The organism is Segetibacter sp. 3557_3, assembly GCF_004354985.1.
Lineage (GTDB): Bacteria > Bacteroidota > Bacteroidia > Chitinophagales > Chitinophagaceae > Segetibacter.
The window spans coordinates 1-13,975 of sequence record NZ_SMSK01000018.1; the positions used below are offsets into that span (position 1 = coordinate 1).

Annotated in this window: 10 protein-coding genes and 1 pseudogene; 10 read left to right on the forward strand and 1 reads right to left on the reverse strand. The window is 46.6% G+C overall.

Going from position 1 to position 13,975, the window contains the following annotated elements; genetic code table 11:
• Positions 1-360: 360 nt before the first annotated feature.
• Positions 361-2,292, reverse strand: coding sequence for an acetate--CoA ligase (gene acs, locus EXU57_RS20610; RefSeq protein ID WP_133270153.1), 1,932 nt, complete (start codon positions 2,290-2,292; stop codon positions 361-363).
• Positions 2,293-2,608: 316 nt separating this feature from the next.
• On the opposite strand from acs, the gene EXU57_RS20615 reads away from it, so the two are divergent.
• From EXU57_RS20615 to EXU57_RS25955, 10 genes and pseudogenes are all read left to right on the forward strand, one after another.
• Complete coding sequence (locus tag EXU57_RS20615; RefSeq protein WP_133270154.1) at positions 2,609-4,135, forward strand: MFS transporter; 1,527 nt, start codon at positions 2,609-2,611, stop codon at positions 4,133-4,135.
• A gap of 88 nt (positions 4,136-4,223) precedes the next feature.
• Positions 4,224-4,517 (forward strand): DUF6814 family protein, encoded by a 294-nt coding sequence (locus tag EXU57_RS20620; protein ID WP_133270155.1) that lies wholly within the window; start codon positions 4,224-4,226, stop codon positions 4,515-4,517.
• Between the two features lie 403 nt (positions 4,518-4,920).
• A complete protein-coding gene (gldA, locus tag EXU57_RS20625) occupies positions 4,921-5,838 on the forward strand; it encodes a gliding motility-associated ABC transporter ATP-binding subunit GldA (protein WP_133270156.1) in 918 nt (305 codons plus the stop codon).
• Between the two features lie 264 nt (positions 5,839-6,102).
• Positions 6,103-7,392 (forward strand): phosphopyruvate hydratase, encoded by a 1,290-nt coding sequence (gene eno / locus EXU57_RS20630; protein ID WP_133270157.1) that lies wholly within the window; start codon positions 6,103-6,105, stop codon positions 7,390-7,392.
• A gap of 44 nt (positions 7,393-7,436) precedes the next feature.
• Positions 7,437-7,748 (forward strand): FtsB family cell division protein, encoded by a 312-nt coding sequence (locus EXU57_RS20635; protein ID WP_133270158.1) that lies wholly within the window; start codon positions 7,437-7,439, stop codon positions 7,746-7,748.
• An 80-nt stretch (positions 7,749-7,828) separates the two neighbouring features.
• Entirely contained in the window at positions 7,829-8,062 is a 234-nt protein-coding gene (locus EXU57_RS20640) for a hypothetical protein (protein WP_133270159.1), read from the forward strand.
• A gap of 43 nt (positions 8,063-8,105) precedes the next feature.
• Positions 8,106-8,753: an endonuclease III gene (gene nth / locus EXU57_RS20645; RefSeq protein ID WP_133270160.1), complete on the forward strand. Its 648-nt coding sequence runs from the start codon at positions 8,106-8,108 to the stop codon at positions 8,751-8,753.
• A 47-nt stretch (positions 8,754-8,800) separates the two neighbouring features.
• A complete protein-coding gene (locus EXU57_RS20650; protein ID WP_133270161.1) occupies positions 8,801-9,742 on the forward strand; it encodes a hypothetical protein in 942 nt (313 codons plus the stop codon).
• A gap of 643 nt (positions 9,743-10,385) precedes the next feature.
• Entirely contained in the window at positions 10,386-12,611 is a 2,226-nt protein-coding gene (locus EXU57_RS20655) for an FUSC family protein (protein ID WP_133270162.1), read from the forward strand.
• An 800-nt stretch (positions 12,612-13,411) separates the two neighbouring features.
• Positions 13,412-13,843 (forward strand): annotated as a pseudogene (locus tag EXU57_RS25955) (right-handed parallel beta-helix repeat-containing protein); the annotation flags it as partial.
• Positions 13,844-13,975 lie beyond the last annotated feature (132 nt).

Below are 13,975 nucleotides of genomic sequence, written 5' to 3' on the forward strand. Positions count from 1 at the left end.
TGTCGCAGTGATAAATAACCAGGCCAAATATGTGAATAACTACAAAGGAGTGGCATAAACAAAACAGAAAAAAAAGTTTCAAAAAGCTAAGGCGTATCATAGCAATCACTCCCTTGTACTCTTGATAATTCTATTGACCCAAACTCAACGCGGTTTTAGCTAAATGCCATCCATTGCAAATTGAAGTCCTCTCAACTTCTAACTTTTCGCTTTTTGTTTGACATTATGAGAAGACTACACATCTATCGAGACGGGAAGGAAGAAGTTATGAGATATAAGAGATGAGACGTGATGTTCGGTCGTGTATTCGAGCTGGTACGGGTTGATTTTACATTTTGCATTTTACATTTTGCATTTTCTTCAAAGTTTCCCTTCCTTGATCTCTTCTACAACCCCCGGGTCGAGCAGGGTAGAAGTATCACCAAGATTTGACGTTTCGCCTTCGGCGATCTTGCGTAAGATCCGTCGCATAATCTTGCCGCTCCGGGTTTTCGGCAATCCTTTCACAAACTGGATCTTGTCTGGTTTTGCTATGGCCCCGATAATCCTTGTTACTGTCGCAAGAATGTCTTTGCGGGTATGTTCGGGGTCGCCATGGTGTACATCGTGAATGATGTATGCATAAATCCCCTGGCCTTTGATGTCGTGGGGGTAGCCCACCACTGCACTTTCAATAACACCGGCATGCATGTTAATGGCATTTTCAACTTCAGCGGTTCCAATGCGGTGTCCGCTTACGTTTAATACATCATCAACCCGTCCGGTAATACGGTAAAATCCATTCTGGTCTTTAAGTGCGCCATCCCCGGTAAAGTATAAGCCCGGGTAGGTTGCAAAGTAGGCATTGCGGCAGCGCTCATGGTCACCATAGGTTGTGCGGATGATTCCTGGCCACGGAAACTTCAGGCACAGGTTTCCACTAAGCAGGCCACCATGCTCAGCTGATGCTTCGGTAATCTCTTCTCCCTTCTCGTCTACCAACACCGGCTGTATACCGGGCAGCGGCAGGGTTGCCCAACTGGGTTTTGCAGGCGTGATACCAGCAAGGTTGGAAATCAAAACACCACTGGTTTCCGTTTGCCACCAGGTGTCTACAATCGGGCATCTGCGCTTGCCTATATGTTCGTCGTACCAATGCCAGGCTTCTTCGTTGATGGGTTCACCAACAGTGCCGAGGATCCTGAGGCTGCCCAGGTCCTTGTCTTTCAGCGGTGCTTCCCCAAAACCCATAAGGCTGCGTATGGCAGTTGGCGCCGTGTACAAAATATTAACCTTAAACTTGTCTACGATGTCCCAGAACCTTCCGGCATCCGGCCAGGTGGGTATGCCTTCAAACATCAGTGATGTACCACCCGCACTTAAAGGGCCATAAAGGATATAACTATGCCCCGTGATCCAGCCAATGTCGGCCGTACAAAAATGGATTTCGCCCGGTTTATATTGAAACACGTTTACAAACGTGTAATTGGTAAAAAGCATATATCCGGCAATGGTGTGTACCACTCCTTTCGGTTTGCCGGTTGAACCTGAAGTATATAGTATAAATAGCGGGTCTTCAGCATCCATTTCTTCTGCAGGAAAGTCCTTCAACCCAAGTGTTTCTACCTTTTTAATTTCATCCTCCCACCAAACGTCGCGTCCTTTAATCATGCTTACCGCTGTTCTGGTACGGGTACATACAATAACCCGTTTTACAAAACGGCAGGCAATCAGCGCATCATCGATTACGCTTTTCAGCGGAATATCTTTTTGCCCCCGATAAGCGCCATCGCAGGTCACAATGAATTCTGCATTTGCATCAACAAGTCGGTCGGCAATACTTTGTGCACTAAAGCCGCCAAATACAACACTATGGATAGCGCCAAGACGTGCGCAGGCCAGGATGGCGATGGGCAACTCGGGTATCATACCCATATAGATACATACACGGTCACCCTTTTTTACGCCGTTGTTGCGCAGGACATGCGCAAACTGGCAGACTTTATCATAAAGATTTCGATAGGTTAATACCCGGTGGTGTTCTTCAGGATCGTTAGGCTCCCAAATGAGTGCAGGTTGATCTCCATGGCTCTCCAGGTAGCGATCGAGGCAATTTTCGGTGATGTTTAGTTTGCCACCCTTGAACCATTCGATTTTAGGTTCGGTAAAATTCCAGTTCAGTACTTCGTTCCACTGATTTCTCCAGCTAAAGTGCCCGGCTATTCCTGCCCAAAAAGCGGCAGGATCATTTACACTTCTCTTGTATTCTGCCTCGTATTGTGCTAAGCTGGTGATCTGGTAAGGGTACGACATGCAAAGGTTTTTGTGCAGCTAAGGTAAGTGGAAGGGAAAATGCAAAATTAAAAATGGAAAATAAAAAATCTAACGCGACACGGGATCTCTTTTACAAGTCACATAGCCATTCATACGGACAATCTCCAATCACGCAACTCTCATTAAATATGCAATACCTGAATACCCAATACCTCAATACCCCAATACCTCAATACCCAATACCACAATACCCAATCCCTGAATACCCCAATACCCAACAACCCATTACCTCAAAACCTTATTCCCGCTACTGCATATCCTAATTCTATATCTTTAAACCCTAACTAACAGCTATATGAGCAACAACGCCTCGCAGGGTATTGGTAAAGTGATCTTCTCATCCTCTTTGGGTACATTAATCGAATGGTACGACTTTTACATTTTTGGTAGCCTTGCGACGGTTATTTCAAAACAGTTTTTCCCGGAAGAACAGGGTACTGCGGCGCTGTTGTCGACCCTCGCCATTTTTGCCGCAGGTTTTATTGTTCGTCCATTTGGGGCCCTGGTATTTGGCCGGCTGGGCGACATCATCGGTCGCAAATACACGTTTTTGCTGACCCTTGTTCTTATGGGTGGTTCTACCTTCCTGATCGGTTTGGTTCCCGGCTATAAGTCAATCGGTATGCTCGCACCTATATTGGTTTTGCTACTGAGACTTGTGCAGGGGCTTGCCTTAGGTGGCGAATATGGCGGCGCCGCTACCTATGTTGCAGAGCATTCCCCGCCAGGCCGCCGCGGCTATTATACAAGCTGGATTCAAACGACGGCAACCCTTGGCTTATTTGTATCGCTAGGGGTAATACTGCTAACCAAAATGAGTATGAGCAATGAAGCCTTTAATGCAGAATGGGGCGGATGGCGTTATCCATTTTGGGTTTCCATCCTGCTTGTTGTTGTGTCCATCTACATACGGATGAAGATGAAGGAGTCACCCGTTTTTACTAAGCTGAAGAAAGAGGGTAAAACGTCGACCAATCCTTTAAAGGAAAGTTTTGCGCATAAGGCAAACCTGAAGATGGTATTGCTGGCCCTGTTTGGTGCTGTTATGGGCCAGGGTGTAATCTGGTATACCGGCCAGTTTTACGCACAAAATTTCCTAGAAACAAAAGCGATGCTCGACTTCGAGCAAAGCCGTACAATTGTATTGTGGGCGATCTTATTTGCAACACCCTTTTTCATTTTATTCGGCGCACTTAGCGACCGGATTGGCCGGAAGTGGATCATGATCCTGGGTATGTTGTTGGGTATACTTACCTACCGGCCTATATACCAGATGTTCCTCGACAAAACGGATGTTTCTGCGAGCGCCGGGGCCACCATGCTTGGAGCGCCATCGGTTCGGTACGAGCCTGTAAAGGACCGCCCTGATTCAATCATGATCACGTCGACCGAAAAACAATTTGCTGATGGCATAAAGTTCAGGGAGACACGCACGGATACTATGTTCGCCAACCCTATCAGGGGCACTCATCCTGGTAACACCACATACACCGAAAAACGGCTGCCGACGGATACATATTGGTTGTTTGTGTTCCTGGTTTTCCTGCAGATTGTTTATGTAACCATGGTTTATGGCCCTATCGCAGCATTCCTGGTCGAACTCTTTCCAACCAAGATCAGGTATACGTCTATGAGTTTGCCATACCATATCGGAAACGGTGTTTTTGGCGGGCTTGTTCCCTTTATCGCCACGCTAATCACGAGTTTTAAAGGTGCCACCCCGCTCTCTGGTTTATGGTACCCGATTGGCGTTGCCTCGGTGTGCTTGGTGATTGGTTCAATTTACCTCCGAAACAAAAAAGATGAAAACATCCTTGATTAGCAAGACAGTCTTCACGAATAGGTAAGTGGGACCAATAACCCGGTTTATAACAACACATTCAACACTTAACGTCGCTAAAGCGCATTATATGAACAATCTGAAAAGGGGCCTTGGTATTATCTGGATGATACTCGGGCCTGCCTCAATCATCTTTATGATCTGGCAAGCGGCCGACAAAATTGGAATTGCACGCGAGCAGGTGCAGCTTGCTACCTCTGCAGCGGCTAAAAGCATGGCTGCTTCAAACGCTACCAATACCATCCTTCAATGGGCCATCATCATTGCGGTGTTTTTGCCGATAGCAACCGGCCTGGTCATCTTTGGTAAGTATGCGATGGCCGGCGAGTACGACCGGCTTCCTGAAAGCTCGCAGGAGCTCTGAGGTAGGGATTAAGGTATCGGGTATTAAGGTATTGGGACTGACGTAAAAGCCTTCCTGCTAATTTTTAGCTCAGAAAAGATATGCAGTACAAGAGTGCGACGCAACGATGCACCAGCAGAGATCTGCAGCTGGGTCCAAAAAAACTTCATGAAGTCCTATTCGGCTTAACCGGGTATTGCTGTTAAATCCAAGTATGAAGTTATTGTAGGGCTAAACAATTCAACTTACAACTTTCTCCTCAATACCCAATACGTCAATACCCGCCTCAACCTATCAATTTACCAACTGATCTACTCTTCCTAATACCTCGATACCTGAATACCCACAGCCCACTCCCCCCTTTTTACTTTCCTTTTGGTTTGTATTACCGTAATTTGTGCCCTACTCAATAGTTATCTTCCTCATGTCGATCGTTGTAGACAATCTCCTTAAAACCTATGGCACCCAAAAAGCGGTTGACCATATTTCGTTTGCTGTTGAGCAGGGAGAGATTGTCGGGTTCCTTGGGCCAAATGGAGCAGGAAAGTCTACGACCATGAAAATGATTACCGGCTACCTGAAACCTGATAAGGGTTCGGCACTTATAGCCGGCATCAATGTAGCCGATGAACCCATTGCCGCAAAGCACAAAATCGGGTACCTGCCCGAAGCCAATCCACTTTACTTTGATATGTACGTAAAGGAATACCTGGAATTTATAGCCGGGGTTCACAGGATTAAAAGTCCCGGAAAAAGGATCGACGAAGTAATTGAACTGACGGGTTTGACCCTTGAGCGGAGAAAAAAGATCGGGCAACTCTCGAAAGGTTATAAGCAGCGTGTGGGTCTGTCTGCAGCCTTATTGCACGACCCGGAGGTACTAATCCTCGACGAGCCTACGAGTGGGTTGGATCCTAACCAGATCATTGAAATAAGGAATGTCATCAAGGCGCAAGGCAAAACCAAAACGGTCCTATTTTCGTCGCACATTCTGCAGGAAGTGGAAGCCATATGCGATCGTGTAATCATCATCAATAAGGGCAAACTGGTGGCCAATGATAAATTAAGCGTATTGCAACAGCAGGGTAGTTCGAGTGCCGTGTTGGTGTCTTTTAAAGAGCCGCTTGAACAGGAATGGCTGCGCAGGATTCGCGGAACCGTTTCGGTGGAAAAGGTAGATACATACAGCTGGAAGTTGCAGGCCACAGATCCAAATGAAGTAAAAAAAGGGCTGCTGGAACTGAGTTTGCAGCACAACCTAAATATTGTTTCTTTGCACACGGAAGGCGGAAGCCTTGAAGAAGTGTTCCGCTCGCTTACCACCAGCCCGGTAGCAGTATAACGTTAGGATTATCGTGGCAGTTAGTAAGCCTGAAGAGGATCAGATGAGCCGTGCAACGGGGTAATGCTGAAAAGATTTTTGTGTACCGGGAGTGCTGTGAGTGCGAGGGGTTAGTTGCGGTTTGATTTCCGGCTAAGCAAGACTTTTTCACAGAATTCTTTAGTTCACGTCGGGCAGCAAACGCCTTGAAAAACCCATACCAACGATCCAAAAATTTTGAGCACCGGCATTAGGTTAATGTCGATTATAAACCAACCAACTATTATGAGTTACATCGCCAACATACAAGCGCGGCAAATACTTGACAGCCGTGGAAATCCTACGATAGAAGTAGATGTTATTACCGACAACGCCCACATCGGGCGTGCGGCTGTACCCAGTGGGGCTTCCACCGGCATACACGAAGCTGTTGAGCTTCGTGATGAAGACAAAAGCCGTTATATGGGTAAAGGTGTGTTGAAAGCAGTTAAAAACGTAAACGAGATTATTGCCGATCCGTTACTGGGGTGGCCCGTGAACGACCAGGCGGGTATCGACCATAAATTGATTGAACTGGATGGTACGGACTTTAAAGGCAACCTGGGTGCAAATGCCCTGCTTGCAGTGAGCATGGCTGTTGCAAAAGCGGCAGCACAGGAAAGCAACCTTCCCCTATTCAGGTACCTTGGTGGTGTAAATGGTACAGTGTTGCCAATGCCACTGATGAACATCCTGAATGGCGGTGCGCATGCGGATAACAAGATCGATTACCAGGAATTTATGATTGTACCCATTGGCGCGGAAACCTTTAGTGAGGGTCTGCGCTGGGGTGTTGAGATATTCCACCACCTGAAAACGGTACTGAAAAAGAAAGGTTATAGCACAAACGTTGGTGACGAGGGTGGATTTGCACCGAATATGCAAAGTAATGAGGAAGCAATTGAGACCGTGCTGATGGCTATCGAAGCTGCCGGTTACAAACCAGGTGAACAAATCGGTATAGCACTCGATGCTGCTGTGTCTGAAATGTGGAAGGCCGACGAAAGTGTATATCATTTTCACAAAAGCGATGGCAAGAAGCTAACGGGTGATGAAATGGTGAGCTATTGGGTAGAGTGGGCCAATAAGTATCCAATCATCAGTATTGAGGACGGTATGGCCGAAGAGGATTGGGATGGCTGGAAAAAGATGACAGATGCGCTAGGTAAAAAGTTACAACTTGTTGGAGACGACCTTTTTGTAACCAACACAAAGATCTTACAAAGGGGTATAGACGAAGGAATTGCAAACAGCATCCTGATCAAGGTTAACCAGATTGGTACGCTTACCGAAACAATCAACGCGGTTCAGCTCGCGCAAACAAACGGCTATTCTACTATAATGAGTCATCGCAGCGGCGAAACGGAAGATACCACGATCGCCGACCTGGCTGTAGCGCTCAATTGCGGCCAGATAAAAACGGGCAGTGCAAGCAGAAGCGACCGGACTGCCAAGTACAACCAGTTGATCAGGATCGAGGAAATGCTGGGTACAAACGCAAGATATCCAAAGGGCAAGATCCGGTTTGGCAAATAGGTTGGTGTGGTTTGAATAAACTTTTTTAGTTAAATTGTAGGAGAATGTTGTCGTTATCCGGAATATGGAAGTTGGTGCAGAACAAATACGTTATTGCATGCCTCAGCTTCCTGGTTTGGATATTGTTTTTCGACCGCAATGACCTTTTCACACAATGGGATAGAAAGCAGGAGCTGAATAAACTTGAACAAAGCAAAGCCTATTACCAGGCAGAAATAAAGTCGATTAATAAAGGTCTTGCGGAGATACAGAACAATCCGGCTATCATTGAAAAGTATGCGCGTGAAAACTTCTACCTGAAACGGCCAAATGAAGATTTGTTCATTGTGGTGGACAGCTCGGCGGTAAAAAACTGAGTTCTGCCACAATAATATGCTCTCTGATCCGTTTTGGAAAAGTAGGACAATTATAAGATTGCAAAACCCTTCTATAAACTATGCCCAATTTTACCACGGAGGATCTTATACAGTTCGTGTATCAGGAAACCTCGAACGAGAAAGCAATAGCAATTAGAAAGGCTGTAGAAGAAAACTGGGAACTGAAGGAAAAACTCGACGCGTTGCAAGACTCTTTAAGAGGTTTGGATGAAATTGTTGAAAGTCCACGTCCACAGTCGATTGAGGCTATTCTAAACTATGCCCGGAACACGGCCGCTGTTGAACAACACTAATATGCGCTAATTTTTTATCGAAACTGTATCTTTCCGCTTTGGTATGACGAAGAAGGAGAGATACAGTTTTATAATTCAATACTTTCAGCAACACGCACCTAATGCTGAAACGGAGTTAATCTACGACAACCCCTATCAACTGCTCGTTGCAGTTATCCTGTCGGCGCAATGCACCGACAAAAGAATAAACCAGACCACACCCGCTATCTTTAGCCGTTATCCTTCGCCAAAAGAACTCGCGGAAGCCACTTACGACGACTTATTTGAACTGATTAAAAGTGTTTCCTACCCAGGAAATAAAACACGCCACCTGCTTGGGATGGGCAGGATGCTGCAGGACAAATTTGGCGGTAACATACCACTTACCGTTGAAGAACTTATGCAACTTCCGGGGGTAGGACGAAAAACAGCGAATGTAATTACCTCAGTTGTAGACAACCAGCCCAATATGGCTGTCGACACCCACGTTTTCAGGGTTGCGGCCCGGATTGGCCTGACAACAAATGCAAAAACCCCGCTGGCTGCAGAAAAACAATTGGTGAAACATACGCCAACCGACCTTATTTACGTTTCACATCATTGGCTGATACTTCATGGCAGGTACATCTGTCAGGCACGTAAACCTAAATGCGACATTTGCGGCTTAAAAGTTGCGTGCAAATATTATCAGCATCTCATTAAGAATCAATAGATCAGCTCGGTAGAACGGGTCTTTTTGGTTCCTATAATCAGACCCGAATGATGATCCGATCTCCTAAACTTACCACGCTGTTTATAGCGCTCCTTTCTGCAATAGCCGGATTCGGCCAGTATTATTCAAATTCCGATAAACCATTTTTGTTTGAAGCCGGTATAGGGCTTGGTGGTATGAATTGCGCCACCGACCTTGGTGGTCCTCGTGGCAGGGGCGGCTACTACCTGAATGAGATCAACTGGCAAAATACCGAACTCAGTGGAAGCATTTATGCGAGCATGTTGTATAAGCATGTTGTCGGCGTAAGGCTCGAGTATACAGCAGGTGCCGTAAGGGCGTACGATACCATTTTGAAAGGCATAGCAACTGAAAAGGCAATCGGCCGTTACGAAAGGAACCTGAGCTTCAGGAGCAGTATCCGGGAACTTGCCATCCTGGGTGAGTTTCACCCGCTGATGATGGGGCAGTTCGAGGATAAGATGCCCGTGTTTTCGCCCTACCTGCTGGCGGGGGTAGGTGTTTTTGCTTTTGATCCTAAAGCATCTCTGAATGGAAACTGGGTTCGGCTTCACCCCCTGCGTACCGAAGGGCAGGGCTTCCCCGAGTATCCTGACCGTAAACCTTACCGGCTCACCCAAACCAACCTCAGCTTTGGTGGTGGGGTTCGGATTGAGCTTCGGCGATTCAACATGCGACTTGAGGCCCTCAATCGACGACTTCACACCGATTACCTCGACGACGTTAGTACAAACTACATTGACCCTTACCTGTTTGACCGTTACCTGGATCCTGCGCTGGTCAATAGTGCCCGTGCACTGTATAATCGTAGCACCGTTGCAACCGGTTCGACCATCAAACGCGGCAACGCCAAAAATTCGGATGCCTACATTACCGTAAACATAAAAGTTGGTTTTAAACTGGGCATGGGCGAGCCGGAATATGGTAGTCGCCGCACTAAATCGCGTATAGGCTGTAAACGTATCTGATGTGGGTTTTGGGTTAGTTGATACCCACAGATCTTCATCTTTTCAACTTAGATTTTGACTTAGACCTGCACGCGTTTTGTGCAGTTTTCAGTGCTTTTTCTCGCCGTTACCACCAGATCATACGCGCGGTACTATTCAGGATAAATTTTTTGGGTCCGGGCGGCGGAAACACTGTTCGACATCGTTGCGTCGCGCTCTTGTACGGCAACAATGCTATTCGCCGGGATAAAGCGGATCTTGAACGGGAATGTAATTTACTGCGGGTCTATGGAGGGGTCTGTGGCCAGCCAGCACCTAATTCGTACATAATTTTTGGAAACCCAGTTTATTGGTCGGGGATTCAATAGCGTGAGGGATTGAAGTGGAAAGCCCGCAGAGCCCAACGCAGTGGGGGACGAGGACTTGGAACGCCCGCCCGGCTGAAGCCCCGCCGGGCTGCGCCAGTCGGACGGGCATTCGGACGGGAAAAGCCCGACCCTTGCGTAGCTTGGGGCACGCCCAAATTAGTACTGTAAAAGAAACTGCACTTGTAGTCGTTATCCTTGCCTGCATCCTGAATATTCCCCTGTGCTGATGATATCTTCTTTTCTTTGCATGAATTCAACGTGCAACAGAACAGCCGTTTGCACGTTAACTCCTTAGTTTGACCGACTATATACGCGCATATAAAAGTTTTATTAACAGCCATTACCTGACAGAGGCGATGCGCATGACGGTTGGTATTTTACTACCTGCTTTCATTTTGGAAGGCTTTGACAAGCTTGAGATTGGAATTGTAATGGCACTCGGTGGCTATTTTGTATCGATTGCCGATGGACCGGGGCCGGTGCACCACCGCAGAAACGGGATGCTCATATGTACCGTTGTCATTTTTTTAATGTCGGTTGTTGCAGGCTTAACTCATGGTTCACCATGGCTCTTCGGTGTAGTGTTGGCCGCCTCCTGTTTCCTGTATTCCATGATTGGTGTTTTTGGTGCCCGGGCAACTTCAATAGGCATAGCGGGTATGGTGGTATTGGTGCTGAGCATTGAGCCGCAGCAGCAAGGCAGGCAGGTTGTAGAACATGCCGCGTACTTGCTTGCGGGGGGTATCTGGTATTTTGGCTTCAGCCTGCTGATGCACACGTTCAGGCCGTATAAATTGCTGCAGCAAGCGCTTGGAGAGAGCATAGAAAATATCGCCTCTTATTTGCGTACTCGTGCCGGCTTTTATAAGAAGCAGGTCGATTACGACGCCGTATACAAGGAACTGCTGCAACAGCAGGCTTCGGTGCAGGAGAAACAAAACATGCTGAACGATCTGATCTTCAAAACGCGCAGTGTTGTTAAAGAAACCACGCATACCGGAAGGGTGCTGGTGTTGATTCACCTGGATGCTGCAGATGTTTTTGAAAAGATTATGACCTCGTACCAGAGCTATCCTTTACTGCATGAATACTTCGACAAGACCGGTATACTGGATAGATATTATGATTTGCTATTGCAACTGGCGGCGGAACTTGATGAAATTGGATTGGCGGTCAAAAGCGTGCGGCCATCTCATCCCAATGCTGCTTTGCCCACGCATATCGAAGAGGTAAGGGGAAGTTTGGATGAATTGCGGCATACCAGCCTTGCGGGAGACAATATAGAAGGTTTTATAAGCCTGCGGCGAATACTGGAAAGCATAGATGACCTGTACAAGCGGCTGCAAACCCTGCACCGCTATACCACCTACGACAGAACGATAAAAAAGCGATCGCGACACCAGATTGACTATGGCGACCTGACAACAAAAGAGTCGGTGCGCGTACAAACATTTCGCGATAACCTCACCCTGCAGTCCGACATTTTCAGGCACTCGCTTCGGGTATGTGTGGCGGCCACCATTGGATTTGTGGTGTCGCAGTTCTTTTCCATCGGCCATAGCTATTGGATATTGCTTACCGTAATTGTGATCTTGAAGCCGGCGTATAGCCTCACGAAAAAGCGGAATAGCGACAGGTTGCTGGGAACGATACTGGGGGTACTTATCGGAATGGGCGTGTTGCAACTGATACATGACAACACCGCGTTGCTGCTGGTAATGATTGTGTTTATGGCAGCAAACTTTAGCGTGATGCGGAGAAACTACTTTCTTACTGTCATGCTGATGACGCCTTACCTGATTGTATTCTATCACCTCATGCACCCGGATGAGTTCAGGTCGCTGCTTAAAGACCGGGTTATTGATACCGCAATCGGCTCCGTAATTGCTTTTACAACGAGTTTTCTATTGCCGGCGTGGGAGCGAACAAAGATGAAGTCGCTGATGATAGAGATGCTTGAAAAGGCCGTAGCCTACTTTACGGTTATTGCGGGCGGGTTTGCGCAACAGGAACCGGTATCGGACCAGGAGCGGCACATCGCGCGCAAGGATGCGCTGGTTGCATTGGCAAACCTGTCTGATGCCTTCAACCGGATGTTGTCGGAACCAAAGAGCCAGCAAAAAGGCATTGAGCTGATTCATCAGTTCGTGGTATTGAACCATATGCTGACGTCTTACCTCGCAACACTGGCAGGCTATGTAAAGTACAAATCAATCCCATATACCTCTGCTGAGTTGAACTCGGTGATTGAAGACATCCGAAACCACCTTTTTATCACGATCAGCTTGTTGCGTGATGAACCGGTTACAACAGAGCCGGTGACGCGAAAAGTTTCATTAGAACACATTAATCGTGAAGCCGGTACCCTGATGAAAATACGACAGGATGAGTTGAAGATGGGCCAGTTGGAGACTGAAACAAAAAAGGCCTTGTTTGATATCAAATCAGTAGCCGACCAATTCAATTTGTTGTATAAAGCTGCGGCAGAATTGCAGAAGGTTACGAGGAGTATAAAGGTTTAGGAGGGATTACTTTGCAGTTGGTGGGTGTAACTGGTTGCATAAATAGGGGATAGGATATTAGAGATGCTGGAATTCTCTTTTAACGTATACTATTATTTTAGTACGTAGCGTTAATGGCAGGAACCAGTTAATCCAAATCCTTGAAAAAGTTCGTTCTCCTGCTCGTGAGCATGCATTGCATTTTTGTACATGCACAAAACCAGACTTATTATATTTCTCCTGAGGGAAGTGATGCAAATACCGGCTTTAGTCAGGGTTCTGCGTGGCAATCTGTTTCGAAAGTAAACTCCATAGATTTTCAGCCCGGCGATAAAATCCTGTTCAAGGGGCAATCCACATTTTCCGGTTCGTTACAATTGGTCAATACTGATCGTGGCACAGCGGAAAACCCAATTATCATTTCTTCATATGGTACCGGAAAAGCAATCATCGATGCCGGTGCTGCAAATGGCGTGTTTGCATATAATGTAGGAGCAGTGGAAATCAGGAACGTGGCAGTGCGCGGGAATGGCGCAGGCAATAATAATTCCAGTGGGCTCAATTTCTATATGGATCAAACCACTGCTGATCTTGCCCATATTGTTGTTGATAGCGTTGAAGCATCGGGATTTGGAAAGTTTGGAATCTCAATTGGATCCTGGGGTACAACTAAAGGGTATCATAATGTAAAAATTCTTCGCAGTAGTGCCCATGATAATGGCAGGGCAGGGATCACTAGTTACGCTGAAGGCTCTTTATATGTTCACCGCAACTTTTATGTAGGCTATTGCAAAGCGTTTAGAAATACCGGGCGAATCGAGATGACACAAACAAATACAGGAAGCGGTATTGCCCTATCGGGCATTGATGGTGCTACAATCGAATTTTCGGAGGCTTATGAAAACGGCCAATACAATGGAAAGGTTTATGGTGGACCTATGGGAATATGGTTCTATGATGTGAAGAACGGAGTAATACAATTTTGCGAAAGCCACCATAATATGGCCGGCAAACTTGCGGATGGCGGAGGCTTTGATCTTGATGGCGGCTGCCAAAACTCAGTGATACAATATTGTTATTCTCACGAAAATGAAGGTGCAGGTTTTGCGATGTTGGAGTATGGTTCCTCCAACAGTTTTCGTAATAATACCATCAGGTACAACATCAGCCAGGGCGATGGAAGAAAGAACAACGAAGGAGGTCTTGCTTTTTGGGCATCGGATGCAGATCATAAGATTATAGATTGCCAGGCTTATAACAATACTATTTATACCAGCAACCAGAATATTATAAGCGGAACGCCAGCGGGCTTCAAGGTTTATGATCAACATATTACCGGATTAAAAATCAGGAACAATATATTTTATGCTACTGCGGGAGTGAAC